The sequence below is a fragment of the Clostridium tyrobutyricum DSM 2637 = ATCC 25755 = JCM 11008 genome (assembly GCF_000359585.1).
GTDB classification, from domain to species: Bacteria; Bacillota; Clostridia; order Clostridiales; family Clostridiaceae; genus Clostridium_B; species Clostridium_B tyrobutyricum.
The window spans coordinates 18386-43644 of sequence record NZ_APMH01000018.1 but is presented as its reverse complement, the minus strand read 5'-3'; the positions used below and the strand labels follow the sequence as shown (position 1 = coordinate 43644).

Here is a 25259-nt window from a genome sequence, read left to right as displayed (position 1 = left end):
TTGATATTTGTTTAAATTTATTATTGAAATCGATAGTATAAGGGTATATAATAATAATTGAAGTTTGAAGCGGAGATTATTATTACTAAACTTGTGATATTATTAACAATACTTTGTTAAAAATATCATAAATAAAAAATATCAAATAATTATAAGATTTAGTTGGGGAGGATTTAGTATGAGTTTTAAAAATGTTAATTTTGAGAAAGATGGAAAGATGGTTGTAATTACAATTAATAGACCTAAGGCACTTAATGCACTTAACTCGGAAACATTAGTTGAAATTGATTCGGCAATCGATATGGTAGCTGAAGATGAAGATGTTTTAGCTGTAATACTTACAGGTGCTGGAAAGTCTTTTGTAGCTGGTGCAGATATATCAGAAATGAAAGGTCTCAATGCTATTGAAGGAAGAAAATTTGGAATATTGGGCAACAAGGTTTTTAGAAAGTTGGAAAAATTGGAAAAGCCTGTTATTGCAGCAGTTAATGGTTTTGCATTAGGCGGTGGTTGTGAAATTTCCATGGCATGTGATATAAGAATAGCTTCATCAAAAGCTAAATTCGGACAACCAGAGTCAGGACTTGGTATTACCCCAGGTTTTGGGGGAACTCAAAGACTTCCAAGATTAGTAGGACTTGGAATGGCAAAAGAACTTATATACACTGCCAAAATTATAAAAGCGGATGAAGCATTTAGAATAGGACTTGTAAATAAAGTAGTAGAACCTGAAGCACTTATGGATGAAGCTAAAGCATTAGCTAATACAATAATTAACAATGCACCAATAGCTGTAAAGTTATGTAAAGAGGCAATAAATAGAGGAATACAGACAGATATAGATACTGGAGCAGCATACGAATCTGAAGTATTTGGGGAATGCTTTGCTACAGAGGATCAAAAAGAAGGTATGGGTGCGTTTCTCGAAAAAAGAGATAAAACTTTTAAAAATAAATAAAACTTTTATTGGGAGGTAAATAAATGGATTTTACGTTGACGAGAGAGCAAGAATTTGTAAAACAAATGGTAAGGGAATTTACAGAAAATGAAGTTAAACCTCTAGCGGCAGAGATAGATGAGACTGAGAGATTCCCTAAAGAAACTGTAGAAAAAATGGCTAAATATGGAATGATGGGTATACCTTTCCCAGTAAAATATGGTGGAGCAGGTGGAGACACTCTATCCTATATATTAGCAGTAGAAGAACTTTCCAAGGCTTGTGGAACAACGGGTGTTATACTTTCAGCTCATACATCACTTTGTGCATCACTTCTTGAACAGTTTGGAACGGAAGAGCAAAAACAAAAATATCTGGTACCACTTGCAAAGGGAGAAAAACTTGGAGCATTTGGATTAACTGAACCTAATGCTGGTACTGATGCTTCAGGACAACAAAGCTTGGCTGTACTAGAAGGAGATCATTATATATTAAATGGTCAAAAAATATTTATAACAAATGGTGGAGCAGCAGATATATTTGTAGTATTTGCAATGACTGATAGAAGCAAGGGTACAAGAGGAATATCAGCATTTATACTTGAAAAGGGTATGAAAGGTTTTTCGATTGGAAAGCTTGAAAATAAAATGGGTATAAGAGCGTCATCAACTACTGAACTTATATTTGAAGATTGTATAGTTCCAAAAGAGAATTTGGTAGGAAGAGAAGGAAAAGGCTTTGGTATAGCAATGAAAACTCTTGATGGAGGAAGAATTGGTATAGCAGCCCAGGCTCTAGGTATAGCAGAAGGAGCTTTGGAGGAAGCCGTTGAATATATGAAAGAAAGAAAACAATTTGGAAGATCACTTTCCAAATTCCAGGGATTAGGCTGGGTCGTTGCTGATCTTGCAACCAAAATAGATGCGGCAAGATATCTTGTTTACAAAGCGGCATTAAATAAAGATGCACATGTCCCTTATACAGTAGATGCGGCAAAGGCTAAATTAATGGCAGCAGATGTTGCTATGGAAACTACAACTAAGGTTGTTCAATTGTTTGGTGGATATGGATATACCAAGGATTATCCAGTAGAGAGAATGATGAGAGATGCAAAGATAACTGAGATATATGAGGGAACTTCTGAGGTACAAAGAATGGTTATTTCCGGAAGCATATTTAGATAGGAGGATCACATCATAATGAATATAGTTGTTTGTTTAAAACAAGTACCAGACACAAATGAAGTAAAAATAGACCCAAAGACAGGGACATTGATAAGAGAAGGTGTTCCATCGATAATAAATCCAGATGACAAGAATGCACTTGAAGAATCACTTGTAATGAGAGATAAAGTTGGCGGAAAAGTCACAGTAATAAGCATGGGACCTCCACAGGCAGAGAGTGCACTTAGAGAATCTCTAGCCATGGGTGCTGATGAAGCAATCTTAATTTCCGATAGGGCATTTGCAGGAGCAGATACCTGTGCTACAGCTTATGCACTTTCAGGAGCACTTAAAAAATTAGATTATGATGTAATCTTTGCTGGAAGACAGGCAATAGATGGAGATACTGCTCAAGTTGGACCTGAAATAGCAGAATTTTTGAGTATACCACAGATAACTTATGTAGAAAAGATTGACGTAAATGGGAATATACTAACAGTTAAAAAAGCTTGGGAAGATGGATATGAAACGGTAAAAGTTAATACGCCTGTATTGTTAACTGCTATAAAAGAATTAAATGAACCAAGATATATGGGAATGAAGAATATATTTGAAACATTTAAAAAGGAAGTAAAGGTATGGAATGCTGATGACTTGGAAGTTGATAAAGAACGTCTTGGCCTTAAGGGTTCACCAACAAAAGTTAAGAGATCAGCTACAAAAGAAGCAAGAGGAGCAGGAGAAGTTATAAATAAACCTGTAAAAGAAGCAGTAACATATGCAATTTCAAAATTAAAAGAAAAACATGTAATTTAATATTATAGGAGGGACTTTGAATGAATATAGCAGATTACAAAGGCGTATGGGTATTTGCTGAACAGAGAGACGGAGAACTACAAAAAGTAGCATTGGAACTACTTGGAAAAGGAAGAGAATTAGCAGATAAATTAAAAGTAGATTTAACTGCTATATTACTTGGCAGTGATATAGATGATATAGCAAAAGAGTTATCAGCATATGGAGCGGATAAAGTACTATATGCAGATAGCCCGCTTTTGAAACACTATACTACAGATGCATATACTAAAGTAATTTCCGAACTTGTAGAAGAAAAGAAGCCAGAGGTACTTCTAATTGGTGCAAGTTTTATTGGAAGAGATTTAGGACCAAGACTTGCAGCTAAACTTGTTACAGGACTTACTGCAGATTGTACAGGGCTTGATATAGATGCAGATACAAATAATTTGATGATGACAAGACCAGCTTTTGGCGGAAATTTAATGGCAACTATAGTATGTGGAGATCACAGACCACAGATGTCTACAGTTAGACCTGGAGTTTTTGAGAAACTTAAAAAAGCAGATGTAAAATCTGAAAAGATAGAAAAATTAAGTGCAAACATATCTAAAGAAGATATAAAAGTAGATGTACAAGAAGTTATAAAACTTGCTAAAGATACAGTAGATATTGGCGAAGCAAAAGTTATTATATCTGGAGGAAGAGGTATTGGAGACAAAGAAGGTTTCAAGGTACTTCAGGAATTGGCAGATTTATTAGATGGAACTGTAGGTGGATCACGTGCAGCTGTCGATAATGGATGGATAGATAAAAATTATCAAGTAGGTCAGACTGGTAAGACAGTACGACCTGGGTTTTATATAGCAGTTGGAATATCAGGAGCTATACAGCATTTAGCAGGTATGCAGGATAGTGGATATATATTAGCTATAAACAAAGATGCAGATGCTCCAATAATGAAAATAGCAGATCTTGCTATTGTTGGTGATTATACTAAGGTTATTCCTGAACTTATAATTCAAATTAAAGCTTTAAATTAATAGTGGCTTTAATTTAATTATAAGATTCAAGTTAAAATATTAGTTATAGGAGGAAAATTGTTATGAAAAAAATATGTGTTCTTGGTGCAGGTACAATGGGTTCTGGAATAGCTCAGGCTTTTGCAGCTAAAGGTTGTGAAGTATTAATAAGAGATATTAAAGATGAATTCGTTGATAGAGGACTTGCAGGAATTAAAAAAGGATTTGACAAGAGAATAGCAAAGGGTAAAATGGCACAGGCAGATGCTGATGCAATACTTGCTAGAATAAGTGGAACAGTTGACCTAGAAAAGGCAGCTGATTGCGATCTAGTAATAGAAGCAGCAGTTGAAAATATGGAGATAAAGAAGCAAATATTTGGTGACTTGGATAAAATATGTAAGCCTGAAACAATTTTAGCTTCTAATACTTCTTCATTGTCAATAACTGAAATAGCATCTGCTACAAAAAGACAGGATAAAGTTATAGGAATGCATTTCTTTAATCCAGCACCTGTAATGAAATTAGTTGAGATAATAAGAGGAATGGCTACTTCACAAGAAACTTTTGATGCAGTAAAAGAAGTTTCAATTGCCATAGGCAAGGATCCAGTAGAGGTGGCAGAAGCTCCAGGATTTGTTGTAAATAGAATATTAATACCAATGATAAATGAAGCCGTAGGAATTTTTGCGGAAGGAATAGCTTCAGCAGAGGATATTGATAAAGCTATGAAACTTGGTGCTAATCATCCAATGGGACCACTAGCATTAGGAGATCTTATTGGACTGGATGTATGTCTTGCAATTATGGATGTACTTTATAAAGAAACAGGGGATTCCAAATACAGAGCTCACTCGCTACTTAGAAAATATGTAAGAGCAGGATGGCTTGGAAGAAAGAGCAAAAAAGGATTCTTTGATTATTCAAAATAATTAAAAAACAACATATAAAATTTTAGACTAATTTTAAATAATTAGTCTAAAATTCTTTTTTTTATTTGTAAATGTTTTCCCAAGAGTGCAATTAATTTAACAATATGTTATAATATAAAAGGCTTATATTGTGTTTACTTTATAAGTCTTATATTATAGGTTTTTATAAGTTTTACAGATGGGGTGAATATAATGTATAAAATTGTAGACAAAAAAACTCTTGCGCCAAATATATTCTCAATGGATATAGATGCACCAAGGGTAGCTAAATCATGCCTTCCAGGGCAATTTGTTATAGTCATAATGGATGAAAAAGGGGAAAGAATACCTCTTACTATTTGTGACTATGATGCAGAAAAAGGAACTGTTAAAATAGTATTTCAGACATTAGGTGGATCAACAAAGAGAATGGCTAATTATGAAGTTGGTGATTATTTTCACGACTTTGTAGGGCCTTTAGGACAGCCTTCGGATCTTACCGCTGAAAGTGAAGAAGAACTAAAAAAGAAAAATATCATATTTGTAGCAGGTGGAGTTGGAACAGCACCTGTATATCCACAGGTAAAATGGCTTAGTCAACATGGAATAAAAGCAGATGTAATAGTTGGATGTAAATCAAAAGATTACTTGCTTTTTGAAGATGAATTGAAAGCTGTTGCAAATAATTTATATATAGCTACTGATGATGGAAGTTATGGCGAAAAAGGATTTGTTACAGATAAGCTTAAGAATCTTATCGAAAAAGAAGGAAAGAAATATAATCATGCGGTTGTTATAGGACCAATGATCATGATGAAGTTTATGGCAAAACTTACAAAACAATATGGAATAAAAACTATAGTAAGTTTGAATCCTATAATGGTAGATGGAACTGGTATGTGTGGAGCCTGCAGAGTTACTGTAGGTGGAGAAGTTAAGTTTGCCTGTGTTGATGGACCAGAATTTGACGGACATTTAGTAAACTTTGACGAGGCAATGAGAAGGCAGACTATGTACAAGACTGAAGAAGGAAGAAAAATACTTAAGCAAGAAGAAGGAGATACTTTTCATAGAAAAGGCTGCGATTGTGGAGGTGACAAATAATGGCTGTAGATAGAATGAAGAGAACGCCAATAAAGGAACAAGAGCCAAAAGTTAGAGCTACTAATTTTAAAGAAGTATGTCTTGGATATACAAAAGAAGAAGCTGTAAAAGAAGCTTCTAGATGCTTGAACTGTAAGAAACCAATGTGTGTTACTCAATGTCCGGTTTCAATAAATATACCAGCATTTATTCAGCAGGTTAAAGAAGAAAATTTTGAAGAAGCTGCTAAAATAATAGCAAAATCCAGTGCACTTCCAGCAGTCTGTGGAAGAGTATGCCCTCAAGAAAGCCAATGCGAAGGCAAATGTGTACTTGGTATAAAGGGAGAAGCTGTTGCAATAGGTAAGCTTGAGAGATTCGTGGCTGATTGGTCCAGAGAAAATAATGTGGATCTTTCACAAAGAAAGCCAAGTAACGGCAAAAAAGTAGCAGTTGTGGGAAGTGGCCCTTCAGGTCTTACTTGTGCAGGTGATTTAGCAAAACTTGGATATGATGTTACTATATTTGAAGCACTTCATGAAGCTGGTGGAGTTTTGGTTTATGGAATTCCAGAATTCAGACTTCCTAAAGATACAGTTGTAAAACATGAAGTTGAAAATGTGAAAAAACTTGGTGTTGAAATAGATACTGATGTAATAGTAGGAAGAACAGTTACAGTAGATCAACTTATAGAAGACGAAGGTTTCCAAGCTATATTCATAGGTTCAGGAGCAGGACTTCCAAGATTTATGGGTATACCAGGAGAAAATCTGAATGGTGTATTTTCGGCTAATGAATTTTTAACAAGAAATAATCTTATGAAAGCATTTAAGCCTGATTATGATACTCCAATAAGAGTTGGAAAGAAAGTTGCAGTAGTAGGTGGAGGAAATGTTGCCATGGATGCTGCTAGAACTGCATTGAGATTAGGATCAGAAGTACATATTGTGTATAGAAGATCAGCAGAGGAAGTTCCTGCAAGAGCTGAAGAAGTGCATCATGCTAGAGAAGAAGGAATTCAATTTAATCTGCTTACTAATCCCGTAGAAATTCTAGGTAATGAAGATGGTTGGGTTAAAGCAATGAAATGTATAAAAATGGAGCTTGGAGAAGCAGATGCTTCTGGTAGAAGAAAACCAGTTGCAATAGAAGGCTCAGAATTTGATCTTGAAGTAGATACAGTTATAATGGCACTTGGTACTTCACCAAATCCACTTATATCTTCTACTACAAAAGGTCTTGAAATTAATAAACGCAGGTGTATAGTAGCTGAAGATGAAACTGGAAAAACTTCAAGAGAGGGAATATATGCCGGTGGAGATGCAGTAACTGGAGCGGCTACTGTAATACTTGCAATGGGTGCAGGTAAAAAAGCTGCTAAAGCAATAGATGAATATTTAAAGACAAAATAATTGTATTGACTAAATTGTCAGATGTATTGGATTTTCTCTAATACATCTGATTTTTTATATATTCATTTAATTTATATAAAGATATGTGTATTGACTTATAATAGTATAATAAAATATATATTCATAAACGAACGAAAAGGAGGATTAATATGGATTTTAACTATTTAGAGAAGATGGATAATGGAATAGTAGTAAAAGATGTGCGTAATTTTGAATTGTCACATATATTTGATTGCGGTCAGTGTTTTAGATGGGATAGGCAAGACAATGGAAATTATATAGGTGTTGTTTATGGAAGAGTAATCGAGGTTGAGAGAAGAGAAAATGATTTAGTAATATACAATACCAATGAAGAGGACTTTAAAAATATATGGGCTGAATACTTCGATCTATATAGGGATTACGGAGAAATAAAAAATATTTTAAGTGAAGACAGTATTGTAAAAAAATCAATAGAATTCGGATATGGAATGAGGCTTCTCAAGCAAGATCCTTTTGAACTTATAGTATCATTTATAATATCTGCCAACAACAGAATACCAATGATAAAAAGAGCTATAAAGAATATAAGTTCAACTTGGGGAGAAAAATTAGAATATAAAGGTCAGGCATTTTACAGTTTTCCAAGTATAGAAAGATTAAATAGTGCAACTTTAGAGGAACTGCAAAATTGTGGAACTGGATTTAGAAATAAGTACATAAAGGACACTGTTTCAAAAATATATTCCATGGGCATTCCTGGAACTGAAAAGTATGATGAAAAATTCGATATACAATGGATTAAGCAACAGGAAGATGATGTATGTCATAAGGAACTTCAAAAATTTATGGGTATAGGTCCTAAGGTAGCTGATTGTATAATGTTGTTTTCAATGCAAAAATATTCTGCATTTCCTGTAGATGTATGGGTAAAAAGAGCAATGACATATTTTTATTTAGCACCAGATGTATCTTTAAAGAAAATAAGAGAATTTGGAATAAATAAGTTTCATCAATTTGCAGGATTCGCACAACAATATCTTTTCTATTATGTTAGGGAAAATAATATAACAGTTTAACGTATAGTCTATTTAAAATGGAGATAAAAAATGAATTTAAGTTTATTATTAAATAAAAATAAACAATTTATCAAATATGCTATTTCAGGAACTATAAATACATGCATAACTTTATTTGTATATAATATTCTTATAAAACTTGGTGTCAACTATATGATATCAAATGCTATAGGGTACTTTTTAGGAATTGTAAATGGATTTGTATTAAATAAAATATGGGTATTCAAATCCCATAAAACCATATATATTTTATTTATTAAGTTTATTATTGTAAATATAATGTCACTTGTTTTTAGTACAGGATTTTTGTTCTTTTTAGTTAACGAATTAGCTTTCAATAAAATAATAGCTCAATTGATTACTACTATTGTTACTGGCTTGATTAATTACACATTAAATAGACTATGGACCTTTTCCTAGATTTATTAAAATTATCTAAATGTATGACTCCTATTTTAAAATAGGAATCATACTTAAATTATTGTTAGAATTTTAAGAATTGTTTCCTCAATAATGTTAAAAATTTATCGCTATGTTATTAAAAACTGTTACATTATCGTTAATAATCTGTTATAATTAAAAATAGCTAAATATGATGTATTTTTACTTTAATTTAATATATGTATATGATTACAAGATTTTATATTTATGTAACAGGAAGGAGAGATAAATTTGATAGCTTTTGAATCACCATTAAAAAAATTGAAATATTTGGTGCTTAAAGAGATTGTAGAGCTAGCAAAGGATAATAAATTAACAAAAGATGCACTTCAAAGAATTCCCTATGATATTATTTCGGAGGATAAACCAGATTATAGATGCTGCATATATAAAGAAAGAGCAGTTGTATATGAAAGAGCTACCTTGGCAGCAGGTTTTTTGCCGACTAATAATATGGTACAGGATTTGGAAAAAAATTCTGATAAAGCTCATGTTATGTTTGTACTTTCAGCAGCATGTGATCAATGTCCTATAGACAAATATAATGTTACAGATGCATGCAGAGGATGCATTCAACATAAATGTATGGAAGTATGTCCAGCAAAAGCTATAAGTCGGGTTAATGGACGATCATATATAAATCAGGAAATGTGTAGGGAATGTGGAATGTGTAAAAGATCATGTCCTTATAATGCAATATCAGAAGTTATGAGACCATGTAAGAAGTCATGTCCTACAGGGGCTCTTGAGATAAATCCAAATAATAAAAAAGCTATGATAGAAAAAGAACAGTGTATAAGTTGTGGTGCCTGTATGGCCGCTTGTCCTTTTGGAGCTATATCGGATTTGAGCCATATAGCTGATGTTACTAAGAATCTAGTTGAAGGCAGGAATGTTTATGCGGTAGTAGCACCAGCTATAACAGGCCAGTTTGGAAATAAGGTAACAGTCGGACAAGTTAAAAAAGCTTTTATTGATATGGGATTCAAAGATATGATAGAAGCGGCCTGTGGTGCTGATGCAGTTACAGTGAATGAAGCTAATGAATTTGCCGAGAGAATGGAAAAAGAAGACAAGTTCATGACAAATTCATGCTGCTCTGGATTCATGAATTATATAGAATTGAAATACCCTAATATTGTAGATAAGATATCAGGAACAGTATCTCCTATGATTGCTACTGCGAGACTTATAAAAAAAATAGACAAAGATTGTGTAGTTGTATTTGTAGGGCCTTGTACTGCTAAAAAAACTGAGATAAATAGGGAGTCTATAAAGCATGATGTAGATTATGTACTCACTTTTGAAGAAATTGCAGCTTTAATGGGTGGCTTCTCAATTGATCCTGAAAATTGTGAGGATGTACCCATAGATGATGCTTCTGCATTTGGAAGAGGATTTGCTCAGGGCGGTGGAGTTACTGCGGCTATACAAAATTATATTTCTGATAAAAAGCTAGATATAGAATTTAAACCTGTTAAAGTAAGCGGAAAAGATGAAATAAAGAAGACTATGATGGGAGCCAAAGTTGGGAGAGTCCCAGGAAACTTTATAGAAGGTATGATGTGTGAAGGAGGCTGTATAGGGGGAGCTGCTGCTATGGTGTCACCTATGAAGTCAAGATCACAGCTTATGAAGTTTAGTAAGCAATCTACTAAAAAAACCGTACTTTCAAATGAAAATCTTGAAAAATTCAAAGACATAAATATGGAAAGATAGTATATTGTGAGAACAGCTTAATATTTAATTATATTTAGCTGTTCTTTTACGATTCGATAAAATATAAAAACTATCAGTATAAATAAAATTTACTTGGATATTATAGTAGATAGATTTAGTTTATTATTTAAGAGGAAGTTAAATAATGAGTATATTTAAAGTTAAAAAGATTTTATTTAAAAATATAAAAAGATTTAAAAATTATATTATACTTGCTATATTGATAGCATTTTTTATTTTAGTAGGCTATGAATATTATTTTAAATATATGAAAATCATAAATAATCCTAAGATGCTAAAAGGTATAATTTTATCATATGGAAGATATGGAGTATTAGCATTTTTTACTTTAGAAATTCTTCAAGTGGTTGTATTCTTTATACCAGGTGAATTTGTTCAAATAGCGTCTGGATACATATATGGATCTTTTTTTGGAACTATATTGTCTGTTGTAGGAATAACACTAGGCAGTGTAATTGCATATACAGTATCCAAAATTTATGGAAGACCATTTATAGAAAAAATAACTTCAAAAAATAAATTGAAATTTTTCACAAAAATATTAAATTCAAAGAATATTAATTTTTTAGTGTTTTTATTGTATTTAATACCGGGTATACCTAAAGATATACTATCCTATATATGTGGAGTATCTAGAATGAATTTAAGGGAGTTTTTTATTTATTCCACGTTGGGAAGACTTCCAGGAATTATAATTTCATCTTATTTTGGGTCTAAACTATATTCTGGTAATAAATTTGTGATAGTAATTATATCGGTATCAATGGTGTTATTATTTTTAATGGGCTTTTTAAAAGGAGAAAAGGCCCTGTTAAGGATTAGCAAATGTCGCTCCTCAACAAAAAAATAATTGATATTTAATTGGAAACAGTGAAATTAATAGAAATTAAGAGAAATATTTATCTAATGGGAGTAAATGTGGTAAATATCAATATAAATGCTGTTTAGGTATAAAATTGGAGTTTGAAAATATAAACAGTATTTATTATTATAATAATTGTATTAGCACTCAATATTATTGAGTGCTAACAATAAAGGTTAATTAAGTATTTCATTATAAATAAAAATGTTTTAAGGAGGAGTTTTTATGAATATTAGACCACTTGGAGACAGAGTTGTAATAAAAAAAATAGAAGCAGAAGAAACAACAAAAAGTGGAATAGTTTTACCAGAAGCTGCTAAAGAAAAACCACAGGAAGCGGAAGTTGTAGCAGTTGGACTAGGCGGAATTGTTGATGGAAAAGAAGTAAGAATTGAAGTTAAGGTAGGAGATAGGGTTCTATTCTCCAAATATGGTGGAAATGAAGTAAAGATTGATGGTGTAGAGTATACTATTTTAAGACAAGATGATATTTTGGCTGTAATTGAAAAATAAAATTAGATTTAATAATGGTTTGAAAATTGTAAGGAGGTTTTTTTATGGCAAAGAGCATTTTATTCGGTGAAGAAGCAAGAAGATCTATGCAGCAAGGTGTAGATAAATTAGCAAATACTGTTAAGGTTACACTTGGACCAAAGGGAAGAAATGTAGTTTTAGATAAAAAATTTGGTTCACCGCTTATAACAAATGATGGTGTTACTATAGCAAAGGAAATTGAGTTGGAGGATCCTTATGAAAATATGGGAGCTCAGCTTGTAAAAGAAGTTTCTACAAAAACAAATGATGTAGCAGGAGATGGTACTACTACAGCTACATTACTTGCACAGGCAATAATAAGAGAAGGTTTGAAGAATGTTACAGCAGGAGCTAATCCAATGCTTATAAGACAGGGAATCAAGATGGCTGTAGATAAAGCTGTAGAAGAAATAAAAAAATTCTCTAAAGAAGTAAATGGTAAAGAAGATATAGCTAGAATAGCTGCTATATCAGCTTCTGATGAACAAATTGGCAAACTTATAGCTGATGCTATGGAAAAAGTTGGTCATGAAGGAGTTATAACTGTTGAAGAATCAAAGTCAATGGGTACAGAATTAGATGTAGTTGAAGGTATGCAGTTTGACAGAGGTTATTTAAGTGCTTATATGGTAACTGATTCAGACAAGATGGAAGCAAACTTAGATGATGCTTATATATTGATAACTGACAAAAAAATATCCAACATACAAGACATACTTCCACTTTTGGAGCAGATAGTAAAGCAAGGTAAAAAATTACTTATAATAGCTGAAGATGTAGAAGGTGAAGCTCTTACTACATTAGTTCTTAATAAATTAAGAGGAGTATTTAATTGTGTAGCAGTAAAAGCTCCAGGGTTTGGTGACAGAAGAAAAGATATGCTTAGAGATATAGCTATACTTACAGGTGCCAAGGTAATATCAGATGAACTTGGAAGAGAGTTGAAGGATGTTACTTTAGAGGATCTTGGAAAAGCTGACAATGTTAAAGTATCAAAAGAAAATACTACCATTGTAAATGGAAAAGGATCAAAAGAAGAAATTAAGGATAGAGTAAATCAGATTAGAAAACAAGTAGATGAAACTACTTCAGATTTTGATAGAGAAAAATTACAGGAAAGACTTGCAAAACTTGCAGGTGGAGTAGCAGTTGTAAAGGTTGGAGCAGCAACTGAAACTGAATTAAAGGAAAAGAAAATGAGAATAGAAGATGCTCTGGCAGCTACAAAAGCAGCTGTTGAAGAAGGATTAGTTCCAGGTGGCGGAACAGCCTACTTAAATGTAATTCCTGAAATTGAAAAATTGAATTCAGATGTACAGGATATAAAAGTAGGCATTAAAATAATAAGAAAGGCATTAGAAGAGCCAATAAGACAAATAGCAGCCAATGCAGGATTAGAAGGTTCAGTAATTATAGAAAAAGTTAAAAATAGTGAACCAGGAATTGGTTTTGATGCTTTAAAAAATGAATATGTAAATATGATAGAACGTGGTATTGTAGATCCAGCTAAGGTTACAAGATCAGCTCTTCAAAATGCATCATCTGTAGCTTCAACATTCTTAACTACAGAATCAGCAGTTGCAGACATTCCAGAAAAGAATAATGCTCCAGTTCCAGGTGCAGGTGCTCCAGGAATGGGCGGAATGGAAGGAATGTATTAATTAAAAAATAAATACTGAATATAAAAATATCCCTTTAGTTTATAGGGGATATTTTTTATTATTAAAATTTTATAATGTATTGACAAAAGCAGAAAAATTGAATAAAATAGTGTAAATAGTTAGTTGAATAGATAGAAATATATCAGAATTTATAAAAATAAATACTGTTATTTTGTATAGCTCGTATACATCCTGAATGTGGCAGGAAAGTATCTACCGGAGACCGTAAATCCCCGACTATGGGTGAATTTTTATGGTGTAATCATATTAAATCTCACTTCAAGTAATTTAATATGGTTTTTTTATTATTTTAAGTAAAATTTATTTTAATTATAATTTTAGGAGTGATTTTAAGTGGCAAAAATTTTAAAACAAGCTTATACTTTTGATGACGTTCTACTAGTACCAAATAAATCAGAAGTTTTACCTAGGGAGGTATCATTAAAAACCAATTTAACTAAGAAGATAAAGCTAAATTTACCAGTTATGAGTGCAAGTATGGATACTGTTACTGATTCTAGAATGGCCATAGCAGTAGCACGAGAAGGTGGTATTGGTATAATACATAAGAACATGACTATAGAGCAACAGGCAGCTGAAGTAGATAAAGTAAAGAGACAGGAAAATGGAGTAATCACAAATCCATTTTATCTTTCACCAGATAATACTATAGATGATGCATTGGCTCTTATGAGCAAATATAGGATATCAGGGGTTCCTATAACAGTAGAAGGAAAATTGGTAGGTATAATAACTAATAGGGATATAGTTTTTGAAACGGATTATAGTAGAAAAATCTCAGAAGTTATGACAAAGGAAAAACTTATAACAGCTCCAGAAGATACTAATATAGAACAAGCCAAGGAGATACTAAAGAATAATAAAATAGAGAAACTTCCACTAGTTGACAAAGATAATAATTTAAGAGGACTTATAACTATAAAGGATATAGAAAAAATAAAAAGATTTCCTAACAGTGCAAAGGATGAAAAGGGAAGATTACTATGTGGAGCAGCAGTTGGAGTTACTAAAGATATGATGTCAAGGGTATCTGCACTTATTGAGGCTGGAGCAGATGTTTTAACTGTTGATACGGCACATGGTCACTCAAGAGGAGTATTGGAAGCAGTAAAAGAAATAAAAGAAAAGTTTCATAATATACAAATAATAGCAGGAAATATTGCAACAGCAGAAGCTACTAAAGATTTGATTTTAGCTGGAGCAGATGCAGTAAAAGTTGGTATAGGACCTGGTTCAATATGTACTACCAGAGTTGTGGCAGGAGTTGGAGTCCCTCAACTTACAGCAGTTATGGATTGTGTAGAAGAAGCCAACAAATATGGAATACCTGTTATAGCTGATGGTGGAATAAAATATTCTGGAGATATAGTGAAGGCACTTGCTGCCGGAGCAAAAGTTGCCATGATGGGATCTATGCTTGCAGGATGTGAAGAAGCACCTGGTGAAACTGAAATATATAAAGGAAGAACATATAAAGTTTATAGAGGAATGGGATCACTGTCTGCTATGGCAAGTGGAAGCAAGGATAGATATTTTCAGGAAGGAAACAAAAAATTGGTACCAGAAGGTGTTGAAGGAAGAGTACCTTATAAGGGATATGTAGCAGATACAATATTCCAGCTAATTGGAGGCATACGTTCGGGAATGGGATATTTAGGAGCTGCTGATTTAAATGCCCTATATGAAAATGCTAAATTTGTAGTTCAATCTTCAGCTGGTTTAAGGGAAAGTCATCCTCATGATATATCCATGACAAAAGAAGCTCCAAATTATAGCATTAGGCAGTAATATATTTGAATGTATAGCATCATACTGTGTACAATGTATATAGTATGATGCTATAATGTTAGCTATGGTTAAAATAATAAATTAGTATTAGGATTATTTCCTTAATTTAGTTGGGAGGAAATTTATGAAAAGACAATTAGTTATAGTAGTTGATTTTGGTGGACAATATAATCAACTTATAGCAAGGAGAGTCAGGGAAAATAATGTTTATTGTGAAATAGTTCCATATACATATTCCATAGACAAGATAAAACAAAAAAGTCCAGATGGTATAATATTTACTGGTGGACCTAAAAGTGTATATGGAAAAAATGCTCCAAAAATAAGTAGTGATATATTTAAACTTGGCGTTCCTATTTTGGGAATATGTTATGGACATCAATTTATATGCAGTAATTTAGGCGGTAAAGTTGAAAGTGCAGTAGTAAGAGAATATGGAAAGACAAAGGTAAGTTTGGATAGCAGCAGTCCTCTATTTAGTGGAATAGACAGGGAGGGAATATCATGGATGAGTCATACAGATGTAGTATCTGATGCTCCGGAAGGATTTAAGGTAATTGGTACTACAGATGAGTGTCCAGTTGCAGCTGTAGAAGATTCAGAGCGAAAAATATATGGAGTACAATTTCATCCGGAAGTTGAACACACTCCTTTTGGCAAAAAGATGATATCAAATTTTTTATTTAATATATGTAATTTAAAAGGTGATTGGTCTATGTCTTCCTTTGTAGAAGAAAAGGTTAAGGCAATTAAAGAAAAAGTTAGAGATAAAAAAGTTATATGTGCTATGTCTGGAGGAGTTGATTCTTCAGTAGCCGCAGTTCTCGTTCATAAAGCTATTGGAAAACAGCTTACCTGCATATTTGTAGATCATGGCCTCTTAAGGAAGGATGAGGGAGATCAGGTAGAAACTGTTTTTAAAAAACAGTTTGACATGAATTTTATAAGAGTAGATGCTAAAGAAAGGTTTTTGGGCAAATTAGCTGATATAGATGATCCTGAAAAAAAGAGAAAAGTAATAGGAGAAGAGTTTATAAGATTATTCGAAAGTGAAGCTAAAAAACTTGGAGATATATCTTTCCTTGTACAGGGGACCATATATCCAGATGTAGTGGAAAGTGGTTTAGGTACTTCTGCTACTATAAAAAGCCATCACAATGTTGGTGGGCTTCCAGAAGATATGGATTTCAAACTTATAGAACCTCTTAGGGAATTGTTTAAAGATGAAGTTAGAGCAGTAGGCGAAGAACTTGGAATACCTCATAAGTTAGTATGGAGACAGCCTTTTCCAGGCCCAGGGCTTGCAATAAGGGTCTTGGGAGCTGTTACTGAGGAAAAACTTGAAATAACGAGAGAAGCAGATGCTATATTTAGAGAAGAAATCGCAAATGCCGGATTAGATGAAACTATATGGCAGTACTTTGCATGTCTTCCAAATATAAGATCTGTAGGAGTAATGGGAGATGAAAGAACTTATTGCTATACGGTTGCACTTAGAGCAGTTATATCTTCAGATGCTATGACTTCTGATTGGGCTAGGATACCATATGATGTGCTGGATAAAGTTTCAAGAAGAATAGTAAATGAAGTCAAAGGTGTAAATAGAATAGTATATGACATAACAAGCAAACCACCTTCAACTATTGAATGGGAATAAAAGTAAAAATTCATATAAATGTTGATATAATATGATTTGTAAACATCAAAATCGAAAACTTAATAATATAAATGTGAGAAGGCATTAAGAGTTATTTATGTCTTTTCATGCGCTAAGTCTTTCTAAAATTAGTAATGGAGTAAAGCTGAATTCAATGATTAGAAATGCATGTGAATTTGCTTTACTCTATTTTTTTATAAAATCTTTTCATTTAATAGTTACTTTTTTTCTATTTAATTTTTAAATTATGCTCATGGCTAATGACATTTTATAAAACTTATTTTAAGTCAAAATTTTCAATGGTATTACCTAAGATTAAGCATTATTAACTTTAGTTATATTATATATAAAAAATTTTTAAGATATGTCACTAAAAAAAGTATTTAAATACTTAAAGAAATACTTGAAGCATTTTATATATTGTGATAAGATTTTAACTAAGGTGGTAATACCATCAAATAATATTTTTGTAGAAATTAATCAAAACAATAGTTATAAAATGATATTCTGTAAAAATTTGTAGCTATTTAGACATTGATTTCTTGAAAATGGCTGTTATATGGACTTATAGAGCCATGTCTGTATAAAAATAAAAATGTTATATATATATTCAATATAACGAAAAGTCTAAAAATTTTTTGATCGTTTTTTAACAATCAAAAGGATGGCTATATTGCTTATTAGAACAAAAAATTGATTTTTGCAATGACTGAACAGTTACAAAAATTTAGACACACAATGGTTCTATCCAAAAAAACAGTTTAATAATATAAAAGTGTAAAGGAGAGGTAAATATGAAGATTCTGTTATGTGTAAAACAGGTTCCAGATGATTCTGTTGAAATTCATTTGGATAATAAAACGAAAAAACCTAATTTGAATGGAGTCAGTTTGGTAGCAAATGCATTTGATACATATGCATTAGAATTAGCAGTTCGTTTTATGGAAGCTCATGGAGGAAATGTCAGTGTATTAACTGTTGGAGCAGATGATTCTCTAAATACATTAAAAAATTGTCTTGCTGTAGGAGCTAAAGAAGCATTTTTTGTAAAAGATGATTCATATGCAAACTTAGATGCTATTAGTGCAGCCGGTGTATTGGCAGATGCCATTCATAAGATTGAAAAAGACAAAGGTGAAAAATTTGATTTAATTCTTTGTGGAAAGGAATCTACAGATGAAATTACTGGTCAGGTAGGACCAATGCTTGCTGAAAAATTGGGAACAGGCTTTGTTAGCAGTGCGATTGAAATCGATTTGAAAGATAATGGCATTGCGGTTAATCAAGAAATTGAAGAAGGATATAATGTAGTTTCTTTAGACACTCCTGCTGTAGTAACAGTAAGTAAACCAGATTATGATCCTCGTTATCCTACTATTAAAAATAAGATGAAAAGCCGTAGGGCAGTTATTCCAACTTATTCAGCATCAGAAATTGGAGAGGTAAAACAAGCAAAAGTACGTTGCATTGAATATGTTGCACCTCCTAAGAAAGAGGCTGGTATCAAAATTCAAGAGAAAGATGCTGCATTGGCAGTAAGTGCTGCTATGGAACAAATGAAAAAAGATAAGGCAATCTAATTAAGGAGGAAAATAAAATTATGAAAGCATTATTGTTTATTGAAACAGATGAAAAAAAAGTATTAGGCGGAAGCCTTGAATTAATTAGTGCAGTAAAGGCATTGGATGCAGAAGGAACAGCTCTTGTAGTAGGTAACAGAGCTGCTGCAGATACAGTATCTGCTTTGGGAGTCCCAGTTATTTTTACAGATAATGCTACAGATTGCGATACTTTGACAGAAGTATTATCAGAAACTGTTAAGGAACAAAATCCAGATATTGTTCTATTAGCTAATACAGCATTGGCTAAAGATATTGCACCACGTATTGCAGCACGTATAGATTTAGGATGTGTAAGTGATGTAACAGGGATAAGCAAAGCTAATGATAAAGTTATATATACTAGACCTGCTTATGGTGGCACAATTTTAGAACATATTGAAGTAGAAGGTGCATCCGTAGTTACACTTAGAAATGGAAGTTTTCCAAAGCCAGAGGCTGATTCTAATGTAGGTGTAACAGAGAAAAAAATAGAGATTCCAGACGATGCTGTTAAGGCAAAAATTGTTGATACAGTAAAAGAACTTTCTGAATCTGTTAATTTGGAAGAAGCACAAGTTATTGTTTCTGGTGGACGTGGAATGGGAAGTGCAGAAAATTTCAAACTTGTTGAAGAATTAGCAAATGTACTTGGTGGCGTAGTAGGTGCAACAAGACCAGTAATTGAGGATGGATGGATTTCTCGTGCACACCAAGTTGGACAATCAGGAAAGGTTGTAGCACCAAAACTTTACATTGCATGTGGCCTTTCTGGAGCAACACAACATACATCTGGAATGTCAGGATCTAATTATATTGTGGCAATTAACAAAGATGAAGAAGCTCCTATTTTTGAAATTTCCGATATAAGTATTGTTGGAAATGCAGTTGACATTCTTCCAGTTATGATTGAAGAAATGAAGAAAGCAAAAGCCAAGTAAAGATTTTTCAATTCCTTAGTTTAGAATTAAAACAGGATTACTTATAATGTTTTATTAATTAGAACATTATATTAATAAAAAAAGTAGAAAGGAATGATTATTATGGCAGAATATAATCAATTGACAGAAGAATTAATATCAAAATTGCAGAAGGCAGCTCCAGGACATATTTTAACAGGTGACGATATCAATGAAGATTATTCTCATGACGAAATGCCTATTTATGGGAAAAAAGCTCCGCAGGTTGTACTTGTGGCACACTCTACAGAGGAAGTTGCTGCAGTAGTAAAAATATGCAATGAAAATAAAATACCAGTAACTCCAAGAGGAGCAGGAACAGGTCTTGCAGGTGGAGCAGTTCCACTTTTAGGTGGTGTTTTAATTGATATTACAAAGATGAATAAAATTCTTTCCTATGATTTAGAAAATTTTGTTGTTCATGTTCAAGCAGGTGTTTTATTAAATGATCTTGCGGAGGATTGTACAAAACAAGGATTGTTATATGCTCCAGATCCTGGTGAAAAGTTTGCTTGTTTAGGAGGAAATGTTTCAACAAATGCTGGTGGAATGAGGGCTGTTAAGTACGGTGCAACACGTGATTATGTACGTGCAATGACAGTTGTTCTTCCAACAGGAGAAATTACTCACTTTGGAGCTACAGTATCAAAAACAAGTTCAGGTTACAGCCTTTTGAATTTAATGATCGGTTCAGAAGGTACCCTTGGAATTATTACAGAACTTACTTTGAAGGTTATGCCAGCACCAAAGGTAGTTGCAAGCTTAATTATTCCTTTTGAAAATTTAGATGATTGTATTTCTGCTGTCCCTAAATTTAAAATGGCACACTTGAATCCACAAGCATTGGAATTTATGGAAAGAGAAATTGTTTTAGCTAGTGAAAGATATATTGGCAAGAGTGCATTTCCACAAGAAATTGATGGAGTAACTGCAAATGCTTATTTACTTGTTACCTTAGATGCAAGTGATGAAGAGGAATTAAACAATCTTATTGAACAAGCAAGTGAAGTAGTATTGGATGCAGGAGCAATTGATGTTCTTGTGGCTGATACACCTGCAAAGATAAAAGATGCATGGGCTGCACGTTCTAGTTTCTTAGAAGCAATTATGGCAGAAACAAAATTATTAGATGAATGTGATGTTGTAGTTCCAGTAAATAAAATTGCTTCTTATCTTGCTTTTGTAAATAAATCTGGTGAAGAGTGTGGATTAACTATTAAGAGTTTTGGACATGCAGGAGATGGAAATCTTCACATATATCAATGTAGTAATGATCTTGAAGAAGCAGAATTTAAAGCAAGAGTTGCTAAATTCTTCGACATTATTTACGAGGAGGCAACAAAGTGTGGTGGCCTTGTTTCAGGAGAACATGGAATTGGTAGTGGAAAGATGAGATATTTAGCTGAAAGTGTTGGAGAACTAAATATGGACTTGATGAAGGGTATTAAAAAAGCGTTTGATCCGAATTCTATTATGAATCCGGGTAAAGTGTGCTACACATTAGATGGCACCAACTAGTAAAACGCTATTATATAAATAAAATGTAACTATATAAATTAGAAGGGTAGGAGATTGATATGGATTTTAAACAAGATGAAAATCATCAACAATTACAGGAAATGTACCGTGATTTTGCACAAAATGAGGTAAAACCAATTGCAAAAGAAATTGATGAAACTATGCGTTTTCCAAAGGAAAATGTAGCGAAAATGGCTGAAATGGGCTTGCTTGGAATTCCATTCCCTGAAGAATATGGTGGAGCTGGCATGGACACATTAAGCTATGTACAATGCGTAGAAGAATTATCTAAATGTTGTGCAACAACAGGTGTTATTGTTTCAGCACATACAAGTCTTGGTACAACACCAATTTACAAATTTGGTACAGATGCACAAAAAGAAAAATATGTAAAATCACTTGCTTCAGGTGAAAAATTAGGTGCCTTTGGATTGACAGAACCAGTTGCTGGAACCGATGCTTCTATGCAAAAGACAACAGCTGTATTAGAAGGAGACCATTATGTATTAAACGGAAGCAAAATATTTATTACTAATGCAGGATATGCAGATGTATATATTATTTTTGCTATGACAGATAAGAGTAAGGGAACAAAGGGAATTTCAGCATTCATCGTTGAAAAAGATTTTCCAGGATTTTCTGTTGGAAGTCATGAATTAAAGATGGGAATCCGTGCATCTTCTACATGTGAATTATTCTTTGATAATTGCATAGTTCCAAAGGAAAATCTTTTGGGAGAAGAAGGTAGAGGCTTTAATATTGCAATGGCAACTCTTGACGGAGGACGTGTTGGTATAGCTGCACAAGCTCTTGGTATTGCAGAGGGAGCAATAGACGAAACTGTAAAATATGTTAAGGAACGTATTCAATTTGGACGTCCTATTGCAAAATTCCAAAATACACAATTTGAACTTGCTAAAATGCGTGCTAATACAGAAGCTGCAAAGCTTTTGGTATATCAAGCTGCATATGCAGAAGATAATTATAAGAGATTTACACAGTATGCTGCTATGGCAAAATTATTTGCTGCTAGAAATGCAAGTGACGTAACAAGCCGTTGTTTACAATTATTTGGTGGATATGGATATACAAGTGATTATCCAATTGAAAGAATGATGCGTGATGCAAAGATAACAGAAATTTATGAAGGAACATCAGAAGTTCAAATGATGGTACTTTCCGGATGGATGCTTAAATAATAGATAAGCAAAATTAATTCAAAAACAGATGCTTGGGAAGATTACTTCTTGAACATCTGTTTTTGAATTTTTTTATATATTTTTTACAATACACTTTATATTATTGGTAAAGAGGTCATTAAGATACTATATCTTAATGACCTCTTTACCAATTTTAACTTATAAACTTGGAAGAAGATAATAGGTTATAAAATAGTAACCTTCTTCAATGAAATATCTCCATGGGGGGGATACATTATTAGTATAGACATATTTCCATAAATTTAAACATTTTTAGAATAAACATTTTTAAACAGAACTCACTATTATATATTAAAGCATAATTTTAATAAATTTTTGGAGGTATGTAGTATGAGGGAACTAGTTATAAGTCAGATTATTATACCTATAATAGCTGCATTTATAGGAGCTGTTCTAGAAATCGCAAGAAGGCAGTTTAAAGCTTATCTAGATTCTGAGGAAAATTTCATAAAAAAGAAGCAGGAGGCATTGCAGCAATCTATGAAAATAGAAGAGTACAACAAGGATAAACAAATAGTTTGTGATGCAGTTAAAGCAGTAGAACAACTTGGCAGGGAATCTCATTGGCAGGGCACTATGAAACATTCAAAAGTACTGGAAATAATTAAAGATAAAACAAGTCTTACAGATGATGAAATTTTTAATATTATAAAGGGTGCTGTACTTGAAGTGAATCAATATAGAAAGAAAGAACTTGTTGAAGAAAACAAACAAATTTCTGATAATTAATAAAATAAATAAATTCTAGATTGGCTACAAGCTTTTCTAGAATTTATTATGATGTATTTTAATAGAAATATAGAATATACTTAAATATAATTTAACAAGACTAAATGTTAAAATAAGGTAAATATAATAGTTGATTTATATAATAAAATAGTCTAAAATTTCAAGTGGAGCTAATTATATATAATATGGAGGTAAGAGCATGACAAAAAAAAGTTTAACATTGGATTTAAGCAAGACTAAACCTTATTTACAGGAAAGTGAAATTGAAAAATTACAGAATTTTGTTTCAACTGCCGATAAGATGGTAAATGAAAAAACAGGAGCAGGAAATGACTTTTTAGGATGGGTTAATCTGCCTGTTGATTATGACAAAGATGAATTTAATAGAATAAAAAAGGCGGCAGAAAAAATAAGATCTGACTCTGATGCACTTATAGTTATAGGTATTGGTGGCTCGTATTTAGGTGCCAGGGCTGCTATAGAGATGCTAAACCATACATTTTATGCAAATCTTTCAAAAGACAAAAAGAAAAATCCTGACATATTCTATGTTGGAAATAATATAAGTTCTACATATATGGCAGACTTACTGGAAGCTGTAGATGGCAAAGATATATCTATTAATGTTATATCAAAATCAGGAACTACTACTGAACCAGCTATTGCCTTTAGGATTTTTAGAGAATTGCTTGAAAAGAAATATGGAAAAGAAGGTGCAAAGAAGAGAATATATGCTACTACAGATAAGGCAAAGGGTGCATTAAAGTCTCTGGCTAATACTGAGGGATATGAGACATTCATAATTCCTGATGATGTAGGTGGAAGATATTCTGTTTTGACACCTGTAGGACTCTTACCTATAGCGGCTGCAGGAATTGATATAGATGAGATGATAAATGGTGCAGCTGATGCTAGGGAAGCATATAGTAGTGATGACTTAAATAAAAATGATGCCTATAAATATGCAGCTGCAAGAAATGCTCTGTATAGAAAAGGCAAAGACATAGAAATGATAACAAACTTTGAACCATGCCTTCATTATTTTGGAGAATGGTGGAAGCAACTATATGGTGAAAGTGAAGGCAAAGACAATAAGGGATTATTTCCTGCAGCAGGAGATTTCTCAACAGATCTTCATTCAATGGGACAATATATACAACAGGGTCAGAGAACTTTGTTTGAAACATTCATAAATGTTGAGAAACCTAGAAAAGAAGTATTTATAGATAAAGATAAAGAAAATCTTGACGGATTGAATTTTATAGCTGGAAAGTCAATGGATTTTGTAAATCATCAGGCTCTTAGGGGAACAGTTCTTGCCCATAGTGATGGAAATGTTCCAGCTATAGTTTTGAGCATACCTGAATTAACTGCATATTATTTTGGATATACAGTATATTTCTTTGAAAAAGCTTGTGCAATAAGTGGATATCTAATGGGAATAAATCCATTTGATCAACCAGGAGTTGAAGCTTATAAAAAGAATATGTTTGCACTTCTTGGTAAACCAGGTTATGAGGATAAAAAAGCTGAATTGGAAGCAAGACTTAAGTAATATATAGATAAAATTTAATTTTCCCGCTTCATCCTTTAAACTGTGGTGAAGCGGGGATTTATATATGAGGAGAATAAATGAGGATATTAGTTGATGCAGATGCCTGCCCAGGAAAAGATATAATAGAAGAAACAGCAAGAAGCAATAATATTTCAGTTATAATGTATTGCGATATAAATCATGTTTTAAATAGTAATTACAGTACTATAAAGTATGTAGATAGTGGTTTTCAAAGTGTTGATATGTTTCTTATAAATGAAGTAAAAAAAGGTGATATAGTAATTACTCAAGATTATGGAGTAGCTGCCATGTCACTTGGGAAGGGATGTTATTCAATAAGTCCCAAAGGATATATATATGATGATGAAAATATAGATAGACTTCTTTTTGAAAGGCATATATCTTCAAAAGTTAGAAGAAGTGGTGGCAAGACTTATAATCCAAAGAAAAGAACGAAAAAAGATGATGAAAGATTAAAAAATGGATTGATTAAACTAATAAATATGTAAAAATATAAAAAAACCCTATTACATAATATGGTACTATAGTATAATTTAAAGTAAAATAAGTATATGTTATGAATTTTGAAATGTGA

At 32.6% G+C, this 25259-nt stretch carries 22 protein-coding genes and 1 riboswitch; all 22 genes read left to right on the top strand.

Annotation, left to right across the window (positions count from 1 at the left end; all coding sequences use genetic code 11):
• The first annotated feature begins 178 nt into the window (after positions 1 to 178).
• The gene (locus J418_RS0108790) at positions 179 to 958 is read left to right on the top strand and encodes a short-chain-enoyl-CoA hydratase (protein WP_017895382.1); all 780 of its coding nucleotides are present in this window, start codon (positions 179 to 181) and stop codon (positions 956 to 958) included.
• 23 nt (positions 959 to 981) lie between these two features.
• Positions 982 to 2121 (top strand): acyl-CoA dehydrogenase, encoded by a 1140-nt coding sequence (locus J418_RS0108785; RefSeq protein ID WP_017751917.1) that lies wholly within the window; start codon positions 982 to 984, stop codon positions 2119 to 2121.
• A 15-nt stretch (positions 2122 to 2136) separates the two neighbouring features.
• A complete protein-coding gene (locus tag J418_RS0108780; protein WP_017751918.1) occupies positions 2137 to 2916 on the top strand; it encodes an electron transfer flavoprotein subunit beta/FixA family protein in 780 nt (259 codons plus the stop codon).
• 20 nt (positions 2917 to 2936) lie between these two features.
• Positions 2937 to 3938, top strand: a complete 1002-nt coding sequence (locus tag J418_RS0108775; RefSeq protein WP_017895381.1) for an electron transfer flavoprotein subunit alpha/FixB family protein — start codon at positions 2937 to 2939, stop codon at positions 3936 to 3938.
• 62 nt (positions 3939 to 4000) lie between these two features.
• Positions 4001 to 4849, top strand: a complete 849-nt coding sequence (locus tag J418_RS0108770) for a 3-hydroxybutyryl-CoA dehydrogenase (RefSeq protein WP_017751920.1) — start codon at positions 4001 to 4003, stop codon at positions 4847 to 4849.
• Between the two features lie 192 nt (positions 4850 to 5041).
• The gene (locus J418_RS0108765) at positions 5042 to 5932 is read left to right on the top strand and encodes a sulfide/dihydroorotate dehydrogenase-like FAD/NAD-binding protein (RefSeq protein ID WP_017751921.1); all 891 of its coding nucleotides are present in this window, start codon (positions 5042 to 5044) and stop codon (positions 5930 to 5932) included.
• Positions 5932 to 7323: an NADPH-dependent glutamate synthase gene (gene gltA / locus J418_RS0108760; RefSeq protein ID WP_017751922.1), complete on the top strand. Its 1392-nt coding sequence runs from the start codon at positions 5932 to 5934 to the stop codon at positions 7321 to 7323. Before J418_RS0108765 ends, gltA begins: the two co-directional genes overlap by 1 nt.
• Before the next feature lie 149 nt (positions 7324 to 7472).
• Positions 7473 to 8381 carry a DNA-3-methyladenine glycosylase family protein gene (locus J418_RS0108755; protein ID WP_017751923.1) on the top strand — a complete coding sequence of 303 codons (909 nt, stop codon included), beginning with the start codon at positions 7473 to 7475 and terminating at the stop codon, positions 8379 to 8381.
• 30 nt (positions 8382 to 8411) lie between these two features.
• Positions 8412 to 8801, top strand: coding sequence for a GtrA family protein (locus J418_RS0108750; RefSeq protein ID WP_017751924.1), 390 nt, complete (start codon positions 8412 to 8414; stop codon positions 8799 to 8801).
• A gap of 252 nt (positions 8802 to 9053) precedes the next feature.
• Complete coding sequence (locus J418_RS0108745; RefSeq protein ID WP_017751925.1) at positions 9054 to 10541, top strand: 4Fe-4S dicluster domain-containing protein; 1488 nt, start codon at positions 9054 to 9056, stop codon at positions 10539 to 10541.
• Positions 10542 to 10686: 145 nt separating this feature from the next.
• Entirely contained in the window at positions 10687 to 11412 is a 726-nt protein-coding gene (locus J418_RS0108740) for a TVP38/TMEM64 family protein (protein WP_017751926.1), read from the top strand.
• 237 nt (positions 11413 to 11649) lie between these two features.
• On the top strand, positions 11650 to 11937 hold the full coding sequence (groES, locus tag J418_RS0108735) for a co-chaperone GroES (protein WP_017751927.1): 288 nt from the start codon (positions 11650 to 11652) through the stop codon (positions 11935 to 11937).
• Positions 11938 to 11981: 44 nt separating this feature from the next.
• Entirely contained in the window at positions 11982 to 13619 is a 1638-nt protein-coding gene (gene groL / locus J418_RS0108730; RefSeq protein ID WP_017751928.1) for a chaperonin GroEL, read from the top strand.
• A 161-nt stretch (positions 13620 to 13780) separates the two neighbouring features.
• Positions 13781 to 13879, top strand: a riboswitch (purine riboswitch).
• A gap of 94 nt (positions 13880 to 13973) precedes the next feature.
• Complete coding sequence (gene guaB / locus J418_RS0108725; RefSeq protein WP_017751931.1) at positions 13974 to 15428, top strand: IMP dehydrogenase; 1455 nt, start codon at positions 13974 to 13976, stop codon at positions 15426 to 15428.
• Positions 15429 to 15552: 124 nt separating this feature from the next.
• Positions 15553 to 17085, top strand: a complete 1533-nt coding sequence (gene guaA / locus J418_RS0108720) for a glutamine-hydrolyzing GMP synthase (protein WP_017751932.1) — start codon at positions 15553 to 15555, stop codon at positions 17083 to 17085.
• Between the two features lie 794 nt (positions 17086 to 17879).
• Positions 17880 to 18665 carry an electron transfer flavoprotein subunit beta/FixA family protein gene (locus J418_RS0108715; protein WP_017751933.1) on the top strand — a complete coding sequence of 262 codons (786 nt, stop codon included), beginning with the start codon at positions 17880 to 17882 and terminating at the stop codon, positions 18663 to 18665.
• Positions 18666 to 18685: 20 nt separating this feature from the next.
• Entirely contained in the window at positions 18686 to 19624 is a 939-nt protein-coding gene (locus J418_RS0108710; protein ID WP_017895380.1) for an electron transfer flavoprotein subunit alpha/FixB family protein, read from the top strand.
• 102 nt (positions 19625 to 19726) lie between these two features.
• Positions 19727 to 21160: an FAD-binding oxidoreductase gene (locus J418_RS0108705; protein WP_017751935.1), complete on the top strand. Its 1434-nt coding sequence runs from the start codon at positions 19727 to 19729 to the stop codon at positions 21158 to 21160.
• A gap of 59 nt (positions 21161 to 21219) precedes the next feature.
• The gene (locus tag J418_RS0108700; protein WP_017751936.1) at positions 21220 to 22359 is read left to right on the top strand and encodes an acyl-CoA dehydrogenase; all 1140 of its coding nucleotides are present in this window, start codon (positions 21220 to 21222) and stop codon (positions 22357 to 22359) included.
• A gap of 351 nt (positions 22360 to 22710) precedes the next feature.
• The gene (locus J418_RS0108695) at positions 22711 to 23109 is read left to right on the top strand and encodes a hypothetical protein (RefSeq protein ID WP_017751937.1); all 399 of its coding nucleotides are present in this window, start codon (positions 22711 to 22713) and stop codon (positions 23107 to 23109) included.
• A 199-nt stretch (positions 23110 to 23308) separates the two neighbouring features.
• Entirely contained in the window at positions 23309 to 24664 is a 1356-nt protein-coding gene (locus tag J418_RS0108690; RefSeq protein WP_017751938.1) for a glucose-6-phosphate isomerase, read from the top strand.
• 77 nt (positions 24665 to 24741) lie between these two features.
• Positions 24742 to 25173: a YaiI/YqxD family protein gene (locus J418_RS0108685; RefSeq protein ID WP_017895379.1), complete on the top strand. Its 432-nt coding sequence runs from the start codon at positions 24742 to 24744 to the stop codon at positions 25171 to 25173.
• The last annotated feature ends 86 nt before the right edge of the window (positions 25174 to 25259 follow it).

Coding starts and splice junctions, on each gene's coding strand:
- J418_RS0108790 (WP_017895382.1), top strand. CDS start 179: ATGAGTTTTAAAAATGTTAATTTTGAGAAAGATGGAAAGATGGTTGTA.
- J418_RS0108785 (WP_017751917.1), top strand. CDS start 982: ATGGATTTTACGTTGACGAGAGAGCAAGAATTTGTAAAACAAATGGTA.
- J418_RS0108780 (WP_017751918.1), top strand. CDS start 2,137: ATGAATATAGTTGTTTGTTTAAAACAAGTACCAGACACAAATGAAGTA.
- J418_RS0108775 (WP_017895381.1), top strand. CDS start 2,937: ATGAATATAGCAGATTACAAAGGCGTATGGGTATTTGCTGAACAGAGA.
- J418_RS0108770 (WP_017751920.1), top strand. CDS start 4,001: ATGAAAAAAATATGTGTTCTTGGTGCAGGTACAATGGGTTCTGGAATA.
- J418_RS0108765 (WP_017751921.1), top strand. CDS start 5,042: ATGTATAAAATTGTAGACAAAAAAACTCTTGCGCCAAATATATTCTCA.
- gltA (WP_017751922.1), top strand. CDS start 5,932: ATGGCTGTAGATAGAATGAAGAGAACGCCAATAAAGGAACAAGAGCCA.
- J418_RS0108755 (WP_017751923.1), top strand. CDS start 7,473: ATGGATTTTAACTATTTAGAGAAGATGGATAATGGAATAGTAGTAAAA.
- J418_RS0108750 (WP_017751924.1), top strand. CDS start 8,412: ATGAATTTAAGTTTATTATTAAATAAAAATAAACAATTTATCAAATAT.
- J418_RS0108740 (WP_017751926.1), top strand. CDS start 10,687: ATGAGTATATTTAAAGTTAAAAAGATTTTATTTAAAAATATAAAAAGA.
- groES (WP_017751927.1), top strand. CDS start 11,650: ATGAATATTAGACCACTTGGAGACAGAGTTGTAATAAAAAAAATAGAA.
- groL (WP_017751928.1), top strand. CDS start 11,982: ATGGCAAAGAGCATTTTATTCGGTGAAGAAGCAAGAAGATCTATGCAG.
- guaA (WP_017751932.1), top strand. CDS start 15,553: ATGAAAAGACAATTAGTTATAGTAGTTGATTTTGGTGGACAATATAAT.
- J418_RS0108715 (WP_017751933.1), top strand. CDS start 17,880: ATGAAGATTCTGTTATGTGTAAAACAGGTTCCAGATGATTCTGTTGAA.
- J418_RS0108710 (WP_017895380.1), top strand. CDS start 18,686: ATGAAAGCATTATTGTTTATTGAAACAGATGAAAAAAAAGTATTAGGC.
- J418_RS0108705 (WP_017751935.1), top strand. CDS start 19,727: ATGGCAGAATATAATCAATTGACAGAAGAATTAATATCAAAATTGCAG.
- J418_RS0108700 (WP_017751936.1), top strand. CDS start 21,220: ATGGATTTTAAACAAGATGAAAATCATCAACAATTACAGGAAATGTAC.
- J418_RS0108695 (WP_017751937.1), top strand. CDS start 22,711: ATGAGGGAACTAGTTATAAGTCAGATTATTATACCTATAATAGCTGCA.
- J418_RS0108690 (WP_017751938.1), top strand. CDS start 23,309: ATGACAAAAAAAAGTTTAACATTGGATTTAAGCAAGACTAAACCTTAT.
- J418_RS0108685 (WP_017895379.1), top strand. CDS start 24,742: ATGAGGATATTAGTTGATGCAGATGCCTGCCCAGGAAAAGATATAATA.